This window comes from Brevibacillus sp. HB1.2, from assembly GCF_013332495.1.
Lineage (GTDB): Bacteria > Bacillota > Bacilli > Brevibacillales > Brevibacillaceae > Brevibacillus > Brevibacillus porteri.
On the sequence record NZ_JABMIU010000002.1, the window covers coordinates 62,653 to 87,012 of the forward strand.

At 47.5% G+C, this 24,360-nt stretch carries 22 protein-coding genes; all 22 read right to left on the reverse strand.

Annotation, left to right across the window (positions count from 1 at the left end; genetic code table 11):
• Positions 1-11: 11 nt before the first annotated feature.
• The 22 genes from HPY28_RS05065 to infB all read right to left on the reverse strand — a co-directional run bounded on the left by HPY28_RS05065 (position 12) and on the right by infB (position 24,351).
• A complete protein-coding gene (locus tag HPY28_RS05065; RefSeq protein ID WP_174230193.1) occupies positions 12-1,058 on the reverse strand; it encodes a BMP family lipoprotein in 1,047 nt (348 codons plus the stop codon).
• Between the two features lie 57 nt (positions 1,059-1,115).
• Entirely contained in the window at positions 1,116-1,841 is a 726-nt protein-coding gene (locus HPY28_RS05070) for a GntR family transcriptional regulator (protein WP_017249274.1), read from the reverse strand.
• Positions 1,842-2,081: 240 nt separating this feature from the next.
• Positions 2,082-4,460, reverse strand: a complete 2,379-nt coding sequence (locus HPY28_RS05075) for an FtsK/SpoIIIE family DNA translocase (RefSeq protein ID WP_017249275.1) — start codon at positions 4,458-4,460, stop codon at positions 2,082-2,084.
• 222 nt (positions 4,461-4,682) lie between these two features.
• On the reverse strand, positions 4,683-4,913 hold the full coding sequence (locus tag HPY28_RS05080; RefSeq protein WP_017249276.1) for a YlzJ-like family protein: 231 nt from the start codon (positions 4,911-4,913) through the stop codon (positions 4,683-4,685).
• Entirely contained in the window at positions 4,910-5,734 is an 825-nt protein-coding gene (locus tag HPY28_RS05085) for a ClpP family protease (protein ID WP_017249277.1), read from the reverse strand. Before HPY28_RS05085 ends, HPY28_RS05080 begins: the two co-directional genes overlap by 4 nt.
• A 123-nt stretch (positions 5,735-5,857) precedes the next feature.
• Positions 5,858-7,534, reverse strand: a complete 1,677-nt coding sequence (locus tag HPY28_RS05090; protein WP_017249278.1) for a ribonuclease J — start codon at positions 7,532-7,534, stop codon at positions 5,858-5,860.
• Between the two features lie 146 nt (positions 7,535-7,680).
• Positions 7,681-8,547: a 4-hydroxy-tetrahydrodipicolinate synthase gene (gene dapA / locus HPY28_RS05095; RefSeq protein ID WP_174230194.1), complete on the reverse strand. Its 867-nt coding sequence runs from the start codon at positions 8,545-8,547 to the stop codon at positions 7,681-7,683.
• 55 nt (positions 8,548-8,602) lie between these two features.
• The gene (gene dapG / locus HPY28_RS05100; protein ID WP_017249280.1) at positions 8,603-9,829 is read right to left on the reverse strand and encodes an aspartate kinase; all 1,227 of its coding nucleotides are present in this window, start codon (positions 9,827-9,829) and stop codon (positions 8,603-8,605) included.
• An 11-nt stretch (positions 9,830-9,840) separates the two neighbouring features.
• Entirely contained in the window at positions 9,841-10,881 is a 1,041-nt protein-coding gene (locus HPY28_RS05105; RefSeq protein ID WP_069849223.1) for an aspartate-semialdehyde dehydrogenase, read from the reverse strand.
• Between the two features lie 57 nt (positions 10,882-10,938).
• Positions 10,939-11,535 (reverse strand): dipicolinate synthase subunit B, encoded by a 597-nt coding sequence (locus tag HPY28_RS05110; protein ID WP_007719213.1) that lies wholly within the window; start codon positions 11,533-11,535, stop codon positions 10,939-10,941.
• Positions 11,532-12,434, reverse strand: a complete 903-nt coding sequence (dpsA, locus tag HPY28_RS05115) for a dipicolinate synthase subunit DpsA (RefSeq protein ID WP_017249282.1) — start codon at positions 12,432-12,434, stop codon at positions 11,532-11,534. Before dpsA ends, HPY28_RS05110 begins: the two co-directional genes overlap by 4 nt.
• Positions 12,435-12,571: 137 nt before the next feature.
• Complete coding sequence (locus HPY28_RS05120) at positions 12,572-12,832, reverse strand: YlmC/YmxH family sporulation protein (protein WP_017249283.1); 261 nt, start codon at positions 12,830-12,832, stop codon at positions 12,572-12,574.
• A 72-nt stretch (positions 12,833-12,904) separates the two neighbouring features.
• Positions 12,905-14,158 (reverse strand): M16 family metallopeptidase, encoded by a 1,254-nt coding sequence (locus HPY28_RS05125; RefSeq protein WP_174230195.1) that lies wholly within the window; start codon positions 14,156-14,158, stop codon positions 12,905-12,907.
• Positions 14,159-14,270: 112 nt separating this feature from the next.
• Positions 14,271-15,248: a polysaccharide deacetylase family protein gene (locus HPY28_RS05130; protein WP_017249285.1), complete on the reverse strand. Its 978-nt coding sequence runs from the start codon at positions 15,246-15,248 to the stop codon at positions 14,271-14,273.
• 157 nt (positions 15,249-15,405) lie between these two features.
• Entirely contained in the window at positions 15,406-17,553 is a 2,148-nt protein-coding gene (gene pnp / locus HPY28_RS05135) for a polyribonucleotide nucleotidyltransferase (RefSeq protein WP_173621999.1), read from the reverse strand.
• A 266-nt stretch (positions 17,554-17,819) separates the two neighbouring features.
• A complete protein-coding gene (rpsO, locus tag HPY28_RS05140) occupies positions 17,820-18,089 on the reverse strand; it encodes a 30S ribosomal protein S15 (protein ID WP_015891708.1) in 270 nt (89 codons plus the stop codon).
• 133 nt (positions 18,090-18,222) lie between these two features.
• Positions 18,223-19,164, reverse strand: coding sequence for a bifunctional riboflavin kinase/FAD synthetase (locus tag HPY28_RS05145; protein ID WP_174230196.1), 942 nt, complete (start codon positions 19,162-19,164; stop codon positions 18,223-18,225).
• Positions 19,165-19,167: 3 nt separating this feature from the next.
• A complete protein-coding gene (truB, locus tag HPY28_RS05150; RefSeq protein ID WP_017249288.1) occupies positions 19,168-20,094 on the reverse strand; it encodes a tRNA pseudouridine(55) synthase TruB in 927 nt (308 codons plus the stop codon).
• Positions 20,087-21,082, reverse strand: coding sequence for a DHH family phosphoesterase (locus HPY28_RS05155; protein WP_017249289.1), 996 nt, complete (start codon positions 21,080-21,082; stop codon positions 20,087-20,089). Before HPY28_RS05155 ends, truB begins: the two co-directional genes overlap by 8 nt.
• Positions 21,072-21,437: a 30S ribosome-binding factor RbfA gene (gene rbfA, locus HPY28_RS05160; RefSeq protein ID WP_007719226.1), complete on the reverse strand. Its 366-nt coding sequence runs from the start codon at positions 21,435-21,437 to the stop codon at positions 21,072-21,074. The genes HPY28_RS05155 and rbfA overlap by 11 nt, the downstream gene beginning before the upstream one ends.
• A 26-nt stretch (positions 21,438-21,463) precedes the next feature.
• Positions 21,464-21,745, reverse strand: a complete 282-nt coding sequence (locus HPY28_RS05165) for a DUF503 domain-containing protein (protein WP_017249290.1) — start codon at positions 21,743-21,745, stop codon at positions 21,464-21,466.
• Positions 21,745-24,351 (reverse strand): translation initiation factor IF-2, encoded by a 2,607-nt coding sequence (infB, locus tag HPY28_RS05170; RefSeq protein WP_017249291.1) that lies wholly within the window; start codon positions 24,349-24,351, stop codon positions 21,745-21,747. The genes HPY28_RS05165 and infB overlap by 1 nt, the downstream gene beginning before the upstream one ends.
• Positions 24,352-24,360: the final 9 nt, after the last annotated feature.

A 24,360-nucleotide genomic window follows, 5' to 3' on the forward strand; every position in this document is an offset into this window, starting at 1 on the left:
TTCCTTAGTTTTTACTTGTCAGGAACTGTGATTTCGCCTTTAACGATTTTTTGCTTGTATTCTTCAACCAGTTTCAGTACGTCTTCAGGAACGTTCTGCGTGGAAGTGTCAGCCAGACCTACACCGTTTTCAGCCAGTCCGAGCCATTGTACTCCGCCTTTGAATTTACCCTCAGACAAGTCTTTCGCTACACGAATAACTGCTTCGTCAACACGTTTTACCATGGAAGTCAATGTGATCTCGTCGCCAAAAGTCAGGGATTGGTCTTTGTCAACACCGATTACCCATACGTTTTCGCCTTTAGCTTTACGGTCTTTTGCTTCGTTGAACACACCGTCACCTGTACCGCCGGAAGCGTGGAAGATGATGTCCACACCTTGACCGTACATAGAGGAAGCCGTAGATTTACCCATGTCTGGTTTATCAAAAGCACCAGTGTATACTTTGATTACTTGAATGCTTGGATCAACAGCTTTTACACCTGCTTCGAAGCCAAGATCAAAGCGTTTGATTACCGGGATATCAACGCCACCAACGAAACCAACTTTTTTCGTTTTCGTCATCTTCGCTGCAACAACACCAGCGAGGAAGGAGCCTTCATGCTCTTTGAAGAGTACAGATGCTACGTTAGGAGCATCTACTTCAGCGTCGATGATCGCCAATTTTGCGTTTTTGTTTTCATCTGCTACTTTTTTCAGGTGGTCACCCATCAAGAAGCCGATACCCCAAGTCAGATCCCAACCGTCTTTTACGAATTGAGTCAGGTTTGGTACATAGTCAGCATCTGATTTAGATTGCAGATAGTTTACGTTTTCTTTCGGGAGATTCAAATCGGTTTGGAGTTTTTGCAGCCCTTCCCAAGCACTCTGGTTAAAGGAGTTGTCGTTTACGCCGCCAACGTCTGTAACCATACCTACTTTGATAGCTTTAGCAGCTGGAGCACCACCATTGCTACCAGTTTGGCCTTGAGGCTGTGCTTCTGGTTTGCTTCCGCAGCCAGCGAGAACGAGCGACAGGCTGAGTGTTGCCACAGAAAGCACGGATAGAACTTTCTTCATCTGAGATTACCCCCTGTTTTTAGTTGATGAAATTGTTGAGTGAGGTTGCCCCCACAGTTACAACCGTCTCCGTACGACATGAAAGTGAATTTTGTCAGCCCTGAAGTAATTATGGGAGTATAGCACTGGCTTTTCACTTTCGTCGTAATGAATCTGTTTGAGCAAGAGCATGGGAGCAGATTTATCGCAATGCAGCAGGTTGGAAACCTTTTCATTGTAGCCCATGGGTTCAATATCGGCTACTGCGTATGCGATCCTTACCCCTGTTACGCTCTCCAGCCATTTGAAGATAGACTCTCCACTTGCCGCATAGCCCCCGGGCACCAGATGTGCAGGAATGCGGTCCACACAATAAACCACAGGCTCACCGTCAGCCGTGCGAATTCGCTCTACTATGAGAACGCCTTCACCCGGATTTAAGGCTAGCCGCTTCCTCTCTTCTTCAGCAGATTCGCCAAAGGATGTTTTCAGGATCAAGGTTCCTGCCGTATATCCTTGACGCTCAATTGCATCCGTCACACTAAAGAGTTCCCCAATCCCGCCTGAAAAAACAGGCTTTGAATTAATAAAGGTACCTACACCGTGTCTACGAATGACAATCTTCTCTTCCTCAAGAAGTCGGAGTGCCTCGCGAAGCGTCGCCCTGCTTACACCAAGCTGTTTGGATAGTTCGGCTTCAGAAGGGAGGCGTTCACCAGGACGAAGAAGTCCGGTTTCGATATCACTCTTGATCTTGTCCATTACCAAGAGAAACAGTGATCGAACATTCCCTTTGATGCTCATCATCATTCACTCCTGCTGTCCTTCAGCCATCCCAACAGGTAGGACGTCAGACCTCTGATTCGTATGAGACTTAAATAACAACAATTTCCGTCAATCTCTTAAAAAGTTTACATGAGGGGCGAGTATCATGCAAGCCAAATATTTATGAATAATAATGCAAAATGATTAATTTCGACAGGGATTTTTCTCCTAAAATAGGAAAAAAGACCCTGCCGGTACAAATACTGGCAGGGTCTTTCACTATGAAATATTGCTTTCTATGGACGGACGTGGTAGACGAACCTCACGAGGCTTGCTTCCCTCATAAGGACCGACTATTCCTTGAGCTTCCATCATATCAATCAATCGTGCCGCTCGCGTATAACCGACACGGAGACGACGCTGCAGCAAGGATGCCGATGCCGTTTGGGCTTCTGAAACAATTTGAACAGCTTGATCGTACAGTTCATCATCCACGACTGGCTGCTGTTCCTCTTGCACGTCACCCGGGATCATCTCTTCATTGTAGCGAACCTCTTGCTGTTCTTTCACAAAACGAACAACCTCTTCTACTTCCTTGTCGGATACAAAAGCTCCTTGAACACGAGTCGGCTTGGATGCCCCCATCGGCAGCGAAAGCATGTCCCCTCTACCAAGAAGCTTTTCCGCTCCTCCCATATCCAGAATCGTTCTGGAGTCAGCCATCGAAGATACCCCAAAGGCAATGCGGGAAGGGATGTTCGCCTTGATCACACCCGTAATGACATCTACGGAAGGACGTTGTGTCGCGATGATGAGATGAATCCCGGAAGCACGAGCCATTTGCGCGAGTCGACAAATCGCATCCTCCACTTCTCCCGGAGCTACCATCATCAAGTCCGCAAGCTCATCGACAATGACGACAATATAGGGAAGTGGCGTCCCTTCCACTTGCGCATTGTACATTTCAATATTGCGGCTCCCTGTTTTGGCAAACAAATTATAACGCCGCTCCATCTCTGCCACGACCTTTTTCAATGCAACAGAAGCTCTTCTCGGGTCAGTAACAACAGGAGCCAACAAATGTGGAATTCCGTTGTACACATTCAGTTCCACCATTTTCGGGTCAACCATCATCAGCTTGACTTCTTCTGGTTTGGCCTTGAACAAAATACTCATGATTAATCCGTTAATGCATACTGATTTTCCGCTTCCCGTCGCCCCCGCTACGAGCAAATGGGGCATTTTCGTCAAATCTGCTACGATCGGCTCTCCGGAAATATCCCGGCCAAGAGCAACGGTAAGCTTCCCTGGCGCATCTTGATACTCAGGAGCTTCTAACACTTCTCGTAGTGATACGACCGCTACCTCAGAGTTCGGAACCTCGATGCCAATGGCTGATTTTCCTGGGATTGGTGCCTCAATCCGGATATCTTTTGCCGCCAATGCCAGAGCAAGGTCATCCGTCAAGCTGACAATCCTACTTACTTTTACCCCTGTAGCAGGCTGAACTTCATAGCGTGTAACAGCTGGTCCGCGATGTACTTCGGAAACCGTTGCATTGACCCCAAAGCTCTTCAGTGTCTGCACTAATTTCGCCGCATTTGAGGTATGATCGACGTCTTTTCCTGTAGAACTCGCTTTAGGTCTTGCGAGCATTTGCAGATTTGGAAGCTCATACGGTATGGTGTTCTGTTCTTCTCTGGTATCTAGTGTACCGAAGATTTCTTCTTCTCCTTCGAGCGCAAACGTAATTTCCTGATTTGTTTTCGGTTGTGCAGCTCTCGCTTGATGACTAGGATCGACCGGTTCCTCATCCTCATCCAACGCAATGCGATCCGTAAAATCACGAATTAACGGGGCGTTCGGTTGCTGGACTTCTTCCTCCTGAATAGCAGGCTGTGGATGAGATTTTTGCTCTTTCAACGCAGTAACCGCGATTGTGCCGTTCTCTTCCTCCGATTGCTTTTGCTTGCGAGCCTCTTCGGATTCCTTTGCTTCCTTCTTTCGCTTCTCGCTCTCTTCCTGTAAAAGCTGTACAGAGTCCTTCACTGTATTTTTCGCCTTTCCGTAAAACAAAGCGAGCTTGTCCTTGGCAAACATCAAAATGTTTACATAAGAGAGATTGAACAGAAACATCAGTCCCACAAGGAAAAGGAAAACAATCACGAGACCCGTACCAATTGTCCCAACAAGACCATTTGTCACCGCAAAAAACAGGGCACCGATCATCCCTCCGCCTACCCCGGTGGTGGACACTTTCTGACCATGATCGAGCCAAATTCTGTCCCATGTAACCTTAATAATGCTTTGCTCTGCAAATTTTCCATCTGCGGTAATTTGTTTGTACAAAATCATGTGATCCCAGGTCAAAATCGCCACACCAATGAGCGCTATCCCTAAGACGCGGTAAGTAAGCTTCGGTGACTTTCTCGTAAACATCATATGTATGGCCATTCCGATTAGCAGAACAGGAATGATGAAATCCCATGAGCCCGCAATAAACCGAAATAGAAGTGCCAGTACATTTTTGCCCAGCCATCCACTCTCCAAAAGCCCGATCAAGGACAGCACGATGATGAGAAGTCCCAGCAGCTCTATTTTGACAACTGAGGCCAATGCCGCTTGTGAACGCTCTTTTTTTCTCCTACTCAATGGCACGCCTCCTCCTCGTCATTACACTCGTTATGTACTGTAATGGTAAGAAAACCTCTATCGAGGCCTTTTCAACGTAGAGCGACCGCGTTTTAGCGGAAAGTTTCCATGCGCTCCGGAATTTATTTAATAAATTCCTATTCGTTAAAAAAGGCAGCCGTCGCATGTTCGGCTGCTGTTCGTACATCACTAGTATAACACAGGAAATTCATAGAAATACAGGACTTCTTAGGCGAGCCATTCAGGTTGAAACTGAATTTTTTGTCCGGGTGCGAACTGCTCCTTCAGGTAGTCTTGCGGATCCGGACTAATCAGCCTGACGATTTTTCCTTCAAACGGTCCGGTTTGCTCAATGAGCATCGTGGCATGACCCACCGCGATCTCTTTCAGCTCTTGTTTCTCCACTTGCTCCATGTTCTCAAAAACCGTTTCCATCGGAATGATGGAGTATAAGATCATTGGAGTACACTCTCCTCGCCTTTTTGCGATTTGATCAGTTCGTTCAGCTTTTTCAGAGCACTTCCAAGGCCGCCGACTTCATCAATCAAACCGTATTTAACCGCATCTACGCCAATCACATTGGTTCCGATGTCTCGTGTCAATTCACCGGTTCGGGTCATGAGCTCACGGAACTTTTCTTCCGAGACATTGGAGTGACGGGAAATGAAGCTCACTACACGATCTTGCATTTTGTCCAAGTACTCAAACGTTTGCGGCACACCAATGACAAGACCCGTCAAGCGGATCGGATGGATCGTCATCGTGGCGGTTTCTGCAATAAATGAGTACGCACCAGCTACAGCAATTGGCACACCGATACTATGACCACCGCCGAGTACGAGTGTGACTACCGGTTTAGATAATGACGCTACCATTTCCGCAATCGCTAAGCCCGCTTCCACATCCCCACCAACTGTATTCAAAATGACGAGCACGCCCTCTATTTTGCTGTTTTGTTCTGCCGCAACCAATTGAGGGATGAGGTGCTCATATTTCGTCGTCTTATTTTGAGGGGGCAACTGAATATGTCCTTCTACTTGTCCGATGATGGTCATACAATAAATATTGCTTTCGAGCTGTGGGACGTTTGTCTGGCCCAGTTGCGTAATGGAATCGAGCAGTTTTTTCTTCGGATCTTCTTGTGCAGGTGCTTCTGATGGCGGCGAAGCAGCAGGCTCCTGATCATCAGTTGGTGATTGTGGTTGGGATTCCTTACTATTTACCGCTGTACTTGCAAATGGTGGCCTATTTAAAAAATCGTTAAATTGTTGATTCGGCATGGATGATCCTCCCTCACTTTCCTCTGTAGTATGGATAAGGGGAGGAAAAATCATGCGCCCACAAAGCCAAAAAAAGCCAGAAACCCTTCTTCTAAAGGGTTTCCAGCTCTTTATCAAGTGATCCTACACTTCCATGATAATCGGCAAGATCATCGGACGTCTGCGCGTTTGCTCGTACAGATAACGGCCTAATGACTCTTTTACGTTATTTTTCAGTGAAGACCATTCATTCACATTTTCTTCCATGCATTTGACAAGTGTTTGGGTCACTATGCGATTTGCCTCATCCAGCAACTCTTCGGATTCACGCACGTAGACGAAACCGCGAGAAATGATGTCTGGACCTGACAAAATCGTGCCATTTTGTTTGCTGAGTGTAACGACAACTACCAGTATGCCATCTTGTGACAGTAATTTGCGATCTCTAAGCACGATGTTTCCTACATCACCAACGCCCAAGCCGTCAATCAAAACGTTGCCAGCATGAACTTTTCCACCGTAACGGGCCTTGCCCCCTAAGAATTCAACTGTATCGCCGTTATCCAGCAAGAACGTGTTTTCTTCAGGAATGCCAACCTGTTCAGCAAGTAAGGCATGCGTTTTCAACATGCGATATTCACCGTGAACAGGAATAAAGTACTTAGGCTTCATTAGGTTTAGCATCAGGCGCAATTCTTCTTGGCTACCATGACCGGAGACGTGGACGGTTCCGTTAGGTCCATGGCCACCATAAATGACATCTGCACCAATACGCGATAATTGATCGATTGTACGCGCCACGTATTTTTCATTCCCTGGAATGGGAGTGGCTGCAATAATAACGGTATCCCCTGGAAGGATGTCAATTTTCCGATGGGCGGATCGGGCCATCCGAGTGAGCGCGGACATAGGCTCTCCTTGGCTTCCAGTTGATAAAATAACGACTTGTTCAGCATTCAGCTTGTTGATTTCATCGATCTCAACAATCAAGCCCTCAGGGACCAACAAGTACCCTAAGTCTCTGCTGATATTAATAACATTTTGCATGCTCCGGCCGACAACCGTCAATTTACGGTTGAACTGTGCTGCAGCATCCACCACTTGTTGAATGCGGTGAACATTTGATGCAAACGTAGAAACCACAATACGTCCAGATGCTTTGCTGAACACATCCATGAGTGCTTTGCCCACTGAGCGTTCCGATCCGGTAAATCCAGGCCGTTCTGCATTCGTACTGTCAGAGAGCAAGCACAAAACGCCTCTGTCACCGATCATCGCCATTTTTGCCAGATCAGCTACCTGATTGTTAACAGGTGTTTGATCGAACTTGAAGTCTCCTGTATGAACGATGTAACCTTCTGGCGTGTCCAGGCATACCCCTACACAATCCGGGATGCTGTGGTTTACGCGGAAAAAGGTCGCTTTCATCTTTCCGAGAACGACTTCCGAGTCGCTGTTGATCAATACGCGTTTTGTTTCGTTTAGGATGCCCGCTTCTTTTAACTTTGCATCAATTAAACCAAGGGTAAGTTTTGTCGCATAAACCGGGACTTTCAAATGCTTCAGCACGTAGCTGAGGCCGCCGATGTGGTCTTCGTGTCCATGCGTAATAATAATACCCCGAACCTTGTCGCGATGTTCCTCCAAGTAGGTGATATCCGGAATAACCATATCAATCCCCAGCATTTCCTCTTCTGGGAACTTCAACCCGGCATCAATCACTACGATGTCATCACCGCTTTGTACCACGTACATATTCTTCCCAATTTCGCCGACTCCGCCCAGGGCGAAAACGAGAACAGAGTGATTCGACTTTGCCAAAACGTGTAACCTCCTATATTTAGTTGTCATGTCCACTCAAAAAAACCGCCCCAAATCACTTGTTCTTATTATACCCGAAGTGAAATCATGAACACAAGGAAAAAGAGCCATCCCGGGCAGGAATGGCTCTTGATCTTTCTATGGAGTTAAACAAGCAGGGAATGAACGAATGCTTTTTCTTGTTCATTCAGCTCAACTAGAGGCAATCGAACGCCCCCAACTTGAACGCCGAGCTTTTCTAATGCGACCTTGGTCGGTCCTGGGCTCGGGTAGGCAAACAGGCCTTCAAAAATCGGCAACAGCTTGCGATGGAGTCTTGCTGCATCTGCGTAATTACCTGCAAAATAAGCGTCCATCATGTCTGTCATTGGGCGGCCAACTATATGACTCGCCACACTGACAATGCCCACTCCCCCGATAGACAGGATCGGCAAGGTTAAGCCATCATCACCACTATACAGCTCAAAGCCTTCTTGAGCATGTTCAATGATTTGCGACATCTGCGACAAGTTGCCAGAGGCTTCCTTCACGCAAACGACATTTGGCAGTTGAGCCAAACGCAGAGTCGTTTCCGCTGTCATATTGACAACAGTACGTCCTGGCACATTGTACAGCATGATTGGCAACTCGGTAGCATCAGCCAATGCCTTAAAGTGTGCGTAAAGCCCTTCTTGAGATGGCTTGCTGTAATAGGGTGCAACGAGCATTACAGCGTCTACGCCAATGGATTGTACAGCTTGAGTGAACTCTATACTGGAAGCTGTATCATTACTGCCTGTTCCAGCAATGATGTGGACTCTTCCTTTTGCGTAGGATACCACATGACGGAACAGATCAAGCTTTTCGGTACGAGACAAAGTCGGAGATTCGCCAGTCGTTCCACTGACGACAATCCCCGTCGTTCCATTTGCGATCAAATGATCAATCAAACGTTCTGTTTTATCGTAATCGATTTGAAGTTGATCATTAAAAGGCGTTACCATTGCGGTAAGCAGTCTACCAAAACGTGCCACTCACTCTCCAACTCCTCTTATCGTGATCAGTAGGTATTTAAGGCAGGATATGCTCTTACATATGTTGAACATGCAGATTGAACTGCTGATGAAGCGCACGAACAGCCTTCACCATATCCATTTCATGCACGAGTACCCAGATGGTTGTATGGGAGTCTGCCGATTGAAGAATTTGAATGTCTTCTTGCGTAAGTGCCTCCACGATTCGTGCCATCACGCCCGGCACGCCCGTCATCCCTGCACCAATCACGGACACTTTTGCGCAGTGCGGTAACAGCTGCGGCTCGTATCCCATTTCCGTTAACAGACGAGCAGCTTTCTCTCCCATTTCATCATGGACCGTGTAAGCAACACCCATTGGGTTCACATTGATGAAATCTACGCTGATGTTATTGGTAGCCATCGTTTTGAAGACTTGTAACTGTGTATCGTAAGACCCTTCTTTGTTCGCTACCTTGATCTGGGTAATGTTCGGTACATGAGCAATTCCCATGACGACTCTGTCGTGTACAGTGTAGCCCATTTTCCCGATCTCCAGCATGGTTGTAACAAGTGTACCGGGGTCGTCCGAAAACGTAGAGCGAACACGAATCGGCACGTTTGCGTGCATCGCGATCTCCACCGCTCTAGGATGAATGACTTTTGCACCCAGGTGAGCCATGTTGCAAATCTCCGTGTAGGTCACCATGCCAAGTCGCTGCGCTTCCTCGACGATGCGCGGGTCCGCCGTCATAATGCCTTCCACGTCGGTGAAAATATCCACCGTTTCAGCCTTCAAGGCGACACCGAGAGCGGTTGCAGTTGTATCGCTACCGCCCCGTCCCAGTGTCGTAATTTCCCAATCGGCTGTACGTCCCTGAAACCCTGGAACGATCACAACTTGACTTTCCTCCAGGTCTTGCAAAATGCGACTTGGATCGATCGACGTGATTTGTGCATTCGTAAAATCGTCGCTCGTCACAATATTTGCCTGACCACCTGTCAAAATCGTTGCTTTAATTCCTCGTGCATTCAGCATGCTGCACATGATGGTAGCAGAGATGATTTCTCCGGTATGCATCAGCATATCCATTTCACGACTTGGCAGTTGGTTCCCATTCGCACGAACCAACTGCAAAAGTGTATCCGTTGCGTATGGATCACCCTTGCGACCCATCGCCGATACGACAACGACGAGGGCATAGCCCTCATCAATTGCTTTTTCCATATGGTAGATTGCCCGCATCCGGCAATCCTCCGTCGTCAAGGAAGAACCACCGAACTTCTGGACGAGAATCTTCACTAACCTCTCCCCTATACTCTTGCTTTTATGAGTTCTTCAGCGATTTGTACTGTATTCCATGCTGCACCCTTGAGAAGATTGTCAGAAACGATCCACATATGCAGTCCACGAGGATGATGGAGATCACGACGCACCCGGCCCACGAATACTTCCAGTTTGCCTGTTGCATCAGTAGCAAGTGGGTACTGCTGTTCCCCTGGCACATCTACTAACACGATACCAGGAGCGTTTTCCAGCAGGGCCTTTACTTCTGCCAGATCGTAATCCTGTTTCAGCTCTACATATACCGACTCGCTATGGCCATAGACCACTGGAATACGTACGCAAGTAGCTGAAACAAGTACAGTGTCATCACCGAAGATTTTTTTGGTCTCATTGACCATTTTCATTTCTTCATAAGTAAAACCATTGTCGGTGAACACATCAATCTGCGGAATCGCGTTGTACGCAATCTGATGATGTACAGGCAATTTGCCTACAGGAAGTACGTTACACTGCGGTTCTTTACCATCCAAAATGTCTCGACTTTGGTCGAGCAATTCATTGATCGCAGATTGACCTGCACCAGATACTGCCTGGTAAGTAGAAACGATGATTCGGTCTATACCAAAACGATCATACAAGGGTTTTAGAGCGGCAACCATCTGAATCGTAGAGCAATTCGGATTCGCAATGATTCCATTATGAGCGAGCGCAGCATCCATGTTTACTTCTGGCACAACGAGAGGAACATCTGGATCCATCCGGAATGCGCTGGTATTGTCAATGACAACTGCACCGTGACGCACTGCATGATGAGCCAGTTCCTTACTGACCGATCCACCAGCACTAAACAAGGCAAAATCAACCCCTGCAAAACTGTCTGGAGTCGCCTCTTCCAGTACAATTTCTTGCCCCTTGAAGGTGACTGTTTTTCCTGCAGAACGTCCAGAAGCAAGCAGCTTAAGCTGTTTGATTGGGAAGTTGCGCTGTTCTAATAGTTGAATCATCTGCTGTCCGACTGCACCAGTCGCACCGACTACAGCAACGTTGAAAGTCAGTTGGTTTGCCATCTCTTACTCTCCTCCTAATCGCGAAAAAGCAGGTTAATTGTTTATTCTGTAGTCTTATTAGTAGTTAAATCTTTCGATGAGCAAGGGTTGCAATTGTCGACCTTCCAAAGCTGCTTCGCATGTTTCCAATAGGAGATCCATACGAGCTACAAGCGAGTTCGGTTTTTTATCCGGGGCATCCTGCCCGAACGGCACGAAATACATATTTTTCGCGGCCAATAGCTTGGCAATATTGGCTGCATTTAATCCCAGACCATCATTGGTGGAAATGGCAATCACAATGGGTCGCAGATTACGCATCGTCGCTTTAGCTGCCATCAATACGGCACTATCCGTAATGGCATTCGCCAATCGACTCGTCGTACTGCCTGTGCAAGGCGCAATCAGCATGACATCCAACAACTTGGAAGGTCCCAACGGCTCAGCCTGAGGAATCGTCGAAATAAGCTCCTCGCCTGTCAGTTCCTTGATTTGTTGCTGCCAGCTTTGAGAAGTACCGAAGCGTGTATCCGTGGTCATAATCGTATTCGATACGATCGGTACCACCCGTGCCCCAGCATCCACAAATCGCTTAATTTGCGGCATGGTTTCCTCAAAGGTACAATGCGATCCAGACAAACCAAATCCAATGGTCTTTCCCTGAAGTTTACTCATGTTGCATCCCCTCCTGGCGCTTTCCTTTGACCCGCAATAAGACGAGACAATGTTTGGGCTAAAATTTGTCCAGCGGTTTTCGGTGCAACGATTCCAGGCAATCCGGGAGCAAGAAGAGCTTTAATACCTCGTCTTTCAGCGTAACGAAAATCCGTTCCCCCTGGTTTGGAGGCAAGATCAAGAATAAACGCCGATTGAGGCATTTGAGCAATCACTTCTGCCGTGAGTAATAATTGCGGGATGGTATTAAAAATGAAATCAGCATTCGTAACCTGTTGCCTTACTTCGCTTATATGGAAGGGAGTCAATCCCATCTCATAAATGCGTGCCAAGTGTTCCTGACGTCTGGCCCCAACTCTTACGCGGGCTCCCAACGCATGCAATGCTCGAGCCATGGACAAACCTGTTCGGCCCAACCCCAAAACAATTGACTGTGATCCATGAATCGTAATATCCGTATGTTGAATCGCCATCATTAACGCTCCCTCTACAGTAGGGATAGAGTTATAGATAGCTACGTCATCACGATCCAATAGCTCCACGAGCGGAAGCTGGGTGGAAGCCAACAGCTTTTTCAGATAAGGCTTTGCCATTCCCGTGTAAACCACGCAATGACTCGGCAGACTCGCCACATGTTCGTCTAGCAACTGCATTTGTTTGGAGCAGAAAATACTTTCCACGTATCCTTGGTCATCGGTCCCTACGATGGGTAGGATGAGGGCGTCCACGTCTTTCAACACATCGCATGTTAATGGTTTCTTCGTTGCCCCTGTAAAATTACTTTCCAGGTTGTCGAAGCCAACTAACGTGACGCTAGCATCCAGTTGTATGCATCGCTTAATGACTTCCAACTGGCGAGCGTCTCCGCCGATGAAGGCAACATGTATGCCCGTTAGCATGCTGCGTTCCCCTTTCCACACATTTTACTGCATTAAATGATCGGAACGCAAAGGTTTTCCATTTGGAAAAGTTGACGGAAATCCATGCGGTCTACCCCCATCCTATTCCGCTCCTGCTACTTCGGTGACAGAAGCGCCTACTTTTGGGAAGCTTGTGCCTCAGGTGCTTGAAGCTGGATGATGACCATATCTGGCCCAATTTTTACGATGGATCTCCATGGGATCACGAGGTCCTCTCGCTTCTTACCGAACCCAAAGAAACTGCCTCCTGGCAAGATGATGGATTGAATCGTACCGTTTTCGGGATGGATGACTAAATCGGAATCACTGATGACCCCCATTTTCTCCCCGTTGTCCAGTCCAATAATTTCCTTCCCACCCAACTCGCTTAAGCGCATGGAGAAGCCCCCTTTGTCCTTTTATTTACTGTTGATATACGCAAAAAAATCCGGGCTATGCCGGATTTTTGCTTACAACAAAATATCGTTTTTCACGTTTTCAGGGAAGCCGTCGAGTGGACTTACCATCGCCATAGACATCTTGGAACGGAACAGTTGCTGCGCCACAGCCAAAACAGATTCATGGGAAACACGGTCAATTTTGGCGATGATCTCGTCTAAACTTAGGTGACGGCCCAGCAGGAGTTCATTTTTGCCAAGTCGACTCATACGGCTATTCGTGCTTTCCAAGCTGAGCATCAGGCTGCCTTTCAGCTGCTCTTTTCCTTTGTTCAGCTCTTTGTCCGTAATTCCATGATCAGCGACATCGCGTAGGACGCGCGAGACGATGTCAAAAACCTGTCCTACTTGCTCTGGTGCCGTTCCTGTATATACGTGGAACGTACCCGCTTCTTTGTAGGACGAATGATAGGAATAAACAGAGTATGCCAAGCCGCGCTCTTCTCGAATTTCTTGGAATAGACGCGAACTCATGCTGCCACCCAGGACGTTGTTCAGCAAAATCAAGGAGTATACATCAGGATGCCCTACCTTAAAGCCAGGTAGTGACAGGCACAGATGCGCTTGCTCTGTCGCTTTATGATGCGCGATCACATTTCCAGCAAAATCAGGAGTAGACAAGGTCGGCATACTGCCTGGACGCGAGAAAGTCTGAAAGCGCTTTTGAATGTCTTCAATCAAACTGTCTTCAAAATTTCCTGCTACTGTTATCACCGTATTCGTTGGCAGGTAATGCTGATCAATATAATCGAGCAAATCGTCACGTTTCAAGCTACGCAGGACATCCTCCGTACCCAAAATTGAATACCCCAGTGGGTGTGTGCTGTACGAAGCGCGCGCAATTAAATCATGCACCATATCATCTGGCGCGTCTTCATACATGCTAATTTCTTCAATGACGACGTTCTTTTCCTTTTCCAACTCATCTGCATCAAACACCGAGTTGAAATACATATCAGAAAGAACATCGAGGGCGATTGGAGCATGTTGGTCGAGCACCCTTGCGTAATAGCAGGTATACTCCTTCGAAGTAAAGGCGTTCACGTTTCCGCCAATCTCATCAAAGGTTTCCGCAATTTCCTTTGCAGAACGAGTAGTCGTGCCTTTGAAAAACATATGCTCGAGAAAATGGGAAATCCCGTTGTTTTTCTCGTTTTCATATTTCGAACCAGTCCCTACCCAGATGCCTAAGGCAACGGAGCGAACGGACGGAATCCGTTCCGTCACGATTCGAAGACCGTTATCACACGTATGACGTTGTATCACGTAAATCCTCCTCGGTTGTTCATCTGTCTCTACCCGAAACCTCGGGGAATTTCTTGTAAACACGTCTAACTATAGCAAACTTCCTTTGTCTCCACAATAAATGAACATGTATTTACGGTGACGGGAGTCTGCGACTCGATATTACCTCCGAAACAGTCGTCGGCTGTAGCCCCTTCTTTTTGGCGATCGTCAGAAGTTGATCTAAACTGGCCTCGGAGGTAGATGTAGGGTGCATGAGTACGAGGACACCGTTCTCCATTTTCCGGCTTATTTTATTGATCACATAAGCAGGCGAAGGTTTCTGCCAGTCAATCGTATCTGCCGTCCATAAAATCGTCTTCATTTGATAAGAAGAATGCGCGATTTGTACAACGCGTTGGTTAAAAGCACCAGATGGCGGTGCAAACAAGGAGGGCTTCACTTCCAGCGTTTTATAAATAACATCTTGCGTACGACTTATCTCTTGATGAATTCTCTGTGTCCCCAGTGTGTTCATATCGGGATGGGAATACGCATGATTACCAATCTCATGGCCACGAGCCAAGATCTTTTTTGCTTCTTCTGGGTAACGTTTTGCCCAAGAGCCATCCAGAAAGAAGGTTGTCTTTACCTTGTGCTTATCAAGTGTATTGAGCATTGAATCGAGATACTCATTCCCCCAGGCCACGTTGATCATGAAAGAAATCGCCGGCTTATTCGGATTTCCTCGATAGATGGGATGTGCTCCCAATTGCTCAAGCGAAACCGCTGGAGGTACTTCCTTGTATACCAACAAATCTGGACTAGACACACCCGCAGCCAGCATTTTATTGATTGATTCTTCTACATCCACAACACGGCCATTATATCCCGGAATCGCTTTCCACGTCTGATCGACGACGGCATCTATCGGCTGTTCCTCTCTGCCCTCTTTCCACTTTTCAATCTGCGCCCGTAAACGCGCTTTTTCGTTTTCGTTATGATCTCCATTCACTACCTGGACATGTTTGATCGTACTGATGTAATGATGAATAGGCTGATAATTCAAGAGAACGATCAGCGCTGCTCCATATATAACGATGAACAAAAGTCTCCTGGTCCTATTCGTCATTAGGGCGTCGCCCTCCTCTATCGATCGTACGAGTCTCTCTTGTCCAATGTATGAGAGGAAGGAACGACTTAGACATACGAAACGGGAGCATCTGGCACATAAAAGAAAAAGCTTCCGTACACGAATTTCTTCGAGTGACGAAGCCTTTTGTTTTTCTTTATTCTTCTTTTGCTGGTGTTTCAGCAGCTTGTGCCGCAGCAGCTTGCTCTTTCAAAACTGCTTTGCGAGAAAGATTCACACGACCTTGGTCGTCGATCTCGGTCACTTTCACTTGTACTTTATCACCAACTGCGACAACATCTTCTGTTTTGGCTACACGCTCTTCAGCCAGTTGAGAGATGTGGCACAAGCCTTCTTTACCTGCGAACAATTCGATGAACGCACCGTACTTCTCTACGCGTTTTACTGTTCCCAGGTAAACCTGACCAACAGCTACCTCACGAACCAGATCTTCAATGATTTGTTTCGCGCGCAGATTCGCTTCGTGGTTGATGGATGCGATGAAGACTCGTCCATCTTGCTCGATATCGATTTTTACGCCGGTTTCTTCGATAATCTTATTGATGACACGACCTTGTGGACCGATTACATCACGAATTTTCTCCGGATTGATCGTCATGGTCATGATTTTCGGTGCATAAGGAGACAGTTCTTTACGCGGTTCGGAAATCGTGCTCATCATATGGTTCAGGATGTGCAAACGACCTACACGCGCTTGCTCCAAGGCCAGCTCTAAAATCTCACGGTTGATACCGGAAATTTTGATGTCCATTTGGATAGCTGTTACACCAGCCTCTGTACCCGCTACTTTGAAATCCATGTCTCCCAAATGATCTTCCATACCTTGAATATCAGTCAGGATCGAGAAAGATTTCTCATCTTTGCTCATGATCAAGCCCATCGCAATACCTGCTACCGGAGCTTTGATCGGTACACCTGCATCCATCAAGGCAAGTACGCTTGCGCAAATCGACGCTTGCGATGTGGAACCGTTGGATTCAATTACTTCGGATACGAGACGAATCGTGTATGGGAACTCTACCTCAGATGGAATGATCGGCTCAATTGCACGCTCACCCAACGCACCGTGTCCGATTTCACGACGCCCTGGAGGACGCAACGGACGTGCTTCACCCACGCTATACGGTGGGAAGTTGTAGTGGTGCATGAAACGCTTGGATTCTTCCAGACCGAGTCCATCGAGAATTTGAACATCTCCCAGCGCGCCCAATGTGCAAACGCTCAGTGCTTGCGTCTGACCGCGGGTAAACATAGCAGAGCCATGTGTACGGGAAAGAATGGTTGTCTCACTGGACAGCGGGCGGATTTCGTTCAGAGCGCGTCCATCAGGGCGAACTTTCTCATCCGTAATCAGACGGCGAACCTCATCCTTGACAATATTGCCAAGTACTTCGCTAATCATCTTTTCCTGCTCTGGGTATGCCTCAGGGTCCTTGGCTGCAAAATGTTCTTTGGTTTCTGCCTTGATATCGTCAATAGCATCGTAGCGTGCTTGTTTTTCTTCGATGCGAACAGCTTCTTTCAGGCGAGCTTCCGCATATTCACGCACAGCTTGATCGATTTCAGGATCCACCTCATGCAAGATGACTTCCATCTTTTGCTTGCCAATTTCGGACACGATCATGTTCTGGAATTCTACCAGTTGCTTAATAACGTCATGACCCGCCATGATCGCTTCGAGCATTACTTCTTCCGGTACTTGGTTCGCAGCTGCTTCCACCATGTTAATCGCTTTGTGTGTACCTGCGACAGTCAGGTGAATATCGCTTTTCTCCGCTTGAGCTACGGTAGGGTTAATGACGAACTCCCCGTCAATTCGTCCTACGATCACTCCTGCAATCGGACCTTCAAAAGGAATTTCCGAAACGGATAGCGCTGCGGAAGTACCGATCATCGCAGCGATTTCAGGTGAGCAGTCTTGATCCACAGACAGAACAGTATTTACGATTTGTACATCGTTACGGAATCCTTCTGCAAAAAGAGGGCGGACAGGGCGGTCAATCAAGCGGCTAGCCAAAATTGCCTTTTCGCTCGGACGTCCTTCTCTTTTAATAAAGCCGCCAGGAATTTTCCCAACCGCGTAGAGACGCTCCTCATAGTTGACAGTCAATGGAAAGAAATCAAGTGGTTTTGGTTCCTTCGAGACTGTAACTGCGGACAGGATTGCTGTATCGCCGTAACGAACCAAGACCGAACCATGCGCCTGTTTAGCCATTTTGCCAAATTCCAGGGTCAGTTTTCGGCCTGCCAGTTCGAAGTCATATGTACGGTATTGTTGCTCCATGATGCTAGCAGTCCTCCTTCACAACAATGTGCATTTCACACTTTGTTTTCTACCTATATGTATTATTTCCTGCCATGATAAAAATTAAATGGCTACCTTTGGCAGTCTTTCTAGATAATAAAAAAAGCTTCTTTTGAAGCTAATTAAATCTACCAGATAGGTCACAAGCTTTTTTACTCGTTTCGGATGGGCTTAGCGCATTTCTACGCTAAACCCTCCTACACGATAGAAAAAGCGGGCAGAACCCGCTTTTTACAAAACGCTGATTAGCGGCGCAGACCCAGGCGGTCTACAACCGAACGATAGCGTTGAACATCTGCTTCACGCAGGTATGTCAACAGGTTACGACGTTGACCAACCATTTTCAAGAGACCACGACGGCTGTGGTGATCTTTCTTGTGCGTACGCAAGTGTCCGTTCAGATTGTTAATGTTTTCGGTCAAGATAGCGATTTGCACTTCCGGTGAACCGGTGTCGTTCTCATGAGTACGGAACTCTTGAATCAGTTGAGTTTTACGTTCTTGAGTCAATGCCATCATGACTCACCTCCTCATTTTTTATACCGTTCGCCGAGTCTGCCGTCGGTGAGAATCGGACAGCCAAGCTACGGTTATCTGTACAACGTTTTGAATTATAGCATACCATTTTGTGAAAAGCAAAGAGAATCCTTTACGAGATTCCCTCTGCGAATTTTTGTTTCGCCGTTTGTACATCTCGTCCAATTTGCGCAATGAGTGCATCGACTCCAGCAAATTTCTGTTCTTCCCGAATGTAGAACAGGAACTCTACTTCTACTTCTTTGTCATAGATTTCACCAGAGAACTCAAATATGTGCACTTCTAATGACTTTTCTTTTTTCTCCAGTTCAAATGTAGGCTTGATGCCTACGTTCATGACGCCATAGTAGCTTTGTTCATCTACGATAAACCGAACGCCGTAGACCCCATTCTTTCCGATTAAGTACGGCTGATTCACTTGGACATTCGCTGTAGGAAAGCCAATCGTTCGACCGCGTTTGTCGCCATGCACGACTGTCCCGCGAACTTTGTAGGAGCGGCCTAGCAAATGGCGAACCTGCTCGACATCCCCATGATGCAGATATTCACGGATGATTGTACTGCTCACTTTTTCACCCAAACGATTTACCGGACCCACTATGTCGAGCCCATAGCGACCTTTGCTCATTTCTTGCAGGGTATGGGCAGTCCCCATCCCGCGATAGCCAAAGGTGTAGTCGAAGCCAACGACAATATGGCGGCATTCCAATGGGAGAAGGCACTCTGCGATGAAATCTTCTGGATAAATAGCCGCAAAGCTAATATCGAACTTCATTACATAAGTGGTGTCTACGCCCATCTTTTCGAATTGCTCGAGCTTGTCTGCAAGTGGTGTCAAATAGCGGGTATAACCGCTTTGCCCCAATACTTCTCGAGGATGCGGATCAAAGGTCACTACCGTACTTTGCCATCCGTTTGCTTTCGCTGTATCAATCGCCTTTTGAATTACACGGCGATGCCCAATATGTACACCATCAAAGTACCCCAGTGCAATCGCACAAGGATTCGCTTGCAGGTCAGACGGAAACGGGTATGTCAGGTAGATCGTTTTCACGGATTACACCTCGGCTGGAAAGACTTTTTCTGGTTTGGCGAAAAGTCCTTTGTCTCCACGGCATACGCGATGGATGCCAAGTAATTCTTCCCCCGCAAACAAGCAAATCAAGCTTCCTTCCTCCGTAGTGACGCCCGGAAGCGCAGTAGCAAGTCCATTACGTACTGCTTTGATCCGTTCTGGCTTAACCTGAAACGACGGTAAGAACGAGATTGCCTGAGGGATGGAGACCAAGTAGCGGGAAATGTCTTCCCCGGTTGCTGCCTGTTCCTCAATCTGCTGGAGGGGGATTGCCTCTTGCTCTTGGAACGGGCCGCTTTTTATTCGCCGCAACAGCTTCATATGGGCAGGATAACCCAGAGCGCGTCCGAGGTCAACACATAAGGTGCGCATGTATGTGCCTTTGGAGCACGTGCATGTGAATGCAACATCGACAGTGTCCCCATCCACGCTGATCTTATGAAGGGTCAGCTCATACAGCGTCACTTTCCGTGCCTGCCGTTCGATCACCGTGCCTTCACGAGCCAGGTCGTACAACCGCTTGCCGTTTACCTTCACCGCTGAGAACATCGGAGGTACCTGCTCCATTTCACCCAAAAAGGATTCGAACAGCGCTTGAATACGCTCCGTCGTAATCGATGCTGCATCTACGCTAGCTTGCTCCACTACTTCTCCGGAAGCATCTTCCGTCGTGGTCGAAGAGCCTAGGCGCATGACTACATCATAGCGTTTAGGCAGCTCTTGCAAATATTCAACTAGCCTCGTTGCGTGTCCCACACAAATGGGGAGTACACCCGTTACATCTGGATCCAGTGTACCCGTATGCCCCACTTTTTTCGTTCCATACAATCGACGAATTCGTGCTACACAATCATGGGAGGTCATACCAGCTGGCTTATCGATAACCAGCACGCCGTTCACGTTACTCATCGAATTTCACTCCTACTGCATCGTCCAGCACAGTCCATACTCTTTGCTGTACTTCTGAAAGTGGTCCTTTGATCGTGCATCCTGCTGCTTTTGCGTGACCACCACCACCGAGCTGCTTAGCAATGACAGCTACGTCAACCCGATCGCGAGCACGCATGCTCACCTTGACCACTCCTGGTTCCGCTTCCACAAAAGAAACGCCTACCTCGACTCCCTCAATGTTGCGGCAGTAATTCACCAATCCACCAGCATCTTCTCGCTCAGCACCCACTTCGGCAAAATCTGCGGCCGAAACAGTGATCGAAGCAACCAAATTTTGATGGGACAGTTGCAAGGTTTGGAGAGCACGTCGCAAAACTTTCACATGGGCAAATGTGATTTCCTCCAGGCAGCGCTCTGCTACGTCTCCTGGCTTCACACCATATCCGAGCAATCGAGCAGCGATTTCCATGACACGCGGTGATGTATTGGAATAGCGGAAACCGCCTGTATCTGTCAGAAGACCTGTATAGATGCACAGCGCAAGCTCTTCATTGAAAGAAACCCCAGCTGCTTCTGCAACATCAAACAAAATCTCTGCCGTTGCGGCTGCATCCGGCCGAACCAGATTTACCGTTCCAAAATGATCGTTGGTCGGATGGTGATCGATATTCAGCAAAGCAGCTCCAGACGCAAATAAAGACCGTACATCGCCCATCCGCGACTCATCCGCGCAGTCTACAGCGATTACGGCCCCGAACGTCTCGTTCAGTGGTTGCTTGCGCAGGTTATAAAGACGGTCAAACCTTGGCAAGAAGTTAAACTTGATCGGTGTTTCCCCTTCGTTTACAACCACATACTCTTTTCCCAACTGCTCTAGCATGAGCACGACTCCCAAAGCAGATCCTGTAGCATCTCCGTCAGGACTTACATGAGAGAGAACCAGGAAGCGGTCGTGCTCCTGCATAAACCGCGCCGCTTCCTGTACTGCTATTTGATTAGGATTCATCCTGTTTCTCTCCCTCAGTGGAGATTTCCCGCAGGATTGATTCAATTTTGCTGCCGTAGTCAATGGACTCGTCCAGCTTGAATACAAAATCAGGAATGTGACGCAGCTTTACGCGTTTCCCGATCTCCGTACGTAAATAACCTTTTGCTTTTGTCAAACCTGCAAGAGAAGCTTTACGCTCTTCCTCACTGCCAAAAATGCTGACAAAAACCTTTGCCAATTGCAGGTCACTGCTTACCTCTACATCTGTTACCGTTACGAAACCGACACGAGGATCTTTGAGTCCACGCTGCAATACGAGGCTCAATTCTTTTTTGATTTCTTCGCCTACGCGGCTGATTCGTGTTTTATTCATCGATTTTCACCTCCGCTGGCTGCTCTTTACTCGTAGTATTCCGTATCCACGCGAGTCAACTCTACCTCTGGATGGTTTTCCACGAATCGTATGACAGCCTGCATTTCTTGTTGTAAAAAAGAGATCTCATTAGCAACGGCAGCGATACCCAACACGGTACGCTGCCATTGCTCGAGATAAGCCACCTCTGCCGCGGAGACGTTAAATCGGCTCCGCAGCTTGCCGATCAGACTTTTGACGATGGCCCGTTTTTCTTTCAGGTTTTGGCTAGCGGGCAGAAACAGTTCAATCTGCACACCTGCTACCATTATTGTTTCACTTCAACCATAACGAATGCTTCGATGACGTCATTAATTTTGAGGTCATTGAAACGTTCCAAGGTTAGACCGCACTCATAACCCGCAGCAACGTCTTTCGCATCGTCTTTGAAGCGCTTGAGTGTATCGAGCTTACCTTCATAAATTACAATGCCTTCACGGATCAAACGTGCACCAGCATCACGGCTCAATTTACCCTCAGTCACATAGCAACCTGCAATGTTTCCAACTTTGGATACCTTGAACACTTCACGAATCTCAGCTTGACCGATAATATTTTCTTTGAAGACTGGATCCAGCATACCTTTAAGAGCTTGCTCGATCTCTTCGATTACCGTGTAAATAACACGGTGCAAACGGATGTCGATCTTCTCTTGTTCCGCCATGCTGCGTGCATTTGGTTCAGGACGCACGTTGAAACCAATGATGATGGCGTTGGAAGCATTTGCCAGCGTAACATCGGATTCCGTAATCGCGCCAGCACCTGTATGAATGATTTTCACACGAGTACCGTTGACATCGATTTTCTCCAGAGCGCCACGCAGCGCTTCTACAGAACCTTGTACGTCACCTTTTACAATCAGGTTCAGCTCTTTAATATCGCCTTCTTGGATGTGTTGGAACAAGTCATCCAAAGATACACGGGAGCTCTCACGACGCTCGGATTCACGTTGCTTGGAAGCACGTGCTTCCCCGATCGCGCGGGCTTTTTTCTCGTCTTCAAAGACGCGGAATTGGTCGCCTGCTTGTGGAACGTCATTCAAACCAGTGATTTCTACTGGAGTAGAAGGTCCTGCTTCTTTCAGGCGGCGTCCTTTGTCGTTCACCATGGCACGTACACGTCCGAAAGCGGAACCTACTACAATTGGGTCACCAACGCGCAGGGTACCTTGTTGAACCAGAATGGTTGCAACTGGACCGCGTCCCTTGTCAAGCTCTGCTTCGACAACAGTACCGCGAGCGCGCTTGTCTGGGTTTGCTTTCAGTTCTTGTACCTCGGAAACGAGCAAGATGTACTCAAGCAATTCTTCGATACCTGTACGCTGCTTAGCGGACAATGGGGAGAAAATAGTTTCGCCGCCCCACTCTTCGGCAACCAACTCATACTCGGTCAATTCTTGCTTGATGCGGTCAATATTTGCTTCTGGTTTGTCAACCTTGTTGACTGCAACGATGATAGGTACGTTAGCCGCTTTCGCATGGCTGATCGCCTCAATCGTTTGTGGCATAACACCGTCATCCGCTGCAACAACCAGAATGGTGATGTCTGTAATTTGCGCACCACGAGCACGCATTGTTGTAAAGGCCGCGTGACCTGGTGTATCTAGGAAAGTAATTTTCTTTCCTTTGATTTCTACTTGGTACGCACCGATGTGCTGTGTAATTCCGCCTGCTTCGCCTGCTACAACGTTTGTAGAGCGAATCGCATCCAGCAAAGTCGTTTTCCCGTGGTCAACGTGACCCATGATGGTAACAACTGGTGGGCGCTCCAAGAGACTTTCTGGTGCATCCACTTCTTCCAATGTTTCGAAGTTGGTTTCATCGATGATGATTTTTTCTTCCACTTCTACATTGTAGTCTGCACAAATGAGTTCGATTGCTTCACGATCAAGGTACTGGTTGATTGTTGCCATGATGCCCAATCCAAACAGCTTCTTGATCACTTCCGCTGGTTCCTTGCGGAGTTTCACTGCCAACTCGTTCACTGTCAAAGATTCGGTAAACGTAATCTTTGCTGGTGGTTCCAGAACAGGACGTTGCGGCTTTTGTCCACCACGATGGTTATTTCCGCGACGGTTATTTTGGTTGTTGCGGTTATTTCCACCACGGAATGGTTGGCTCTTTTTGTTATCCTCGAAAGTCTTTTGAGTTTGAGGAGCCTTTTTGATTTTCTCGCGCTTCTCCATACCAACATTGGATGGGAGTTTTACTTTATCTTCAAACTCTTCTCCTGTACGTCCCTCTGTCTGATTAGCAGCAGGTTGTTGTGCAGGACGCTGTTGATTTTGTGGGCGTTGCTGATTGTTCTGTGGTCTTTGTTGTCCTTGGCCTTGTGGTCTTTGTTGTCCTTGACCTTGTGGTCTTTGTTGTCCTTGGCCTTGTGGTCTTTGTTGGTTACCTTGTGGCTTGCGGTCATTCGGTTTTGCGGGTTGACTTCTCATATTGTTTGGTTTTCTCTCCTGATTCTTCCCCTGATTTTTTCCATGTTGAGGACTTTGCTGATCGGAAGTAGCACTGTTGTTACCGAAACGAGTAGTATTTGTCGTGCTTCCTTCACGATCGCCATTTTGTCTGTCATTTCTAACAGCCTGAGCTTGCCCCGACTGTTGCTGGGGTCTAACCTGTTGTCCTCTGGAGTCGGTGGGGCGACGTTGATCGTCTGTTTGCTTTGGTCGTGCATCGCTTGACGAGTTGCGCGCTTCTGGCTTGGCGCCAGAACGCAATTTGGCCATGTGATCCTCGATCCTTTTAATCGTCCCTTCTTCCATGATACTCATATGATTTGCTACTTCTATATTCAATCGTTTTAGCAAATTGAGGATTTCCTTACTGCTCATGTTGTGCTGTTTGGCATACTCATACACACGTGTCTTCAAATATACTTC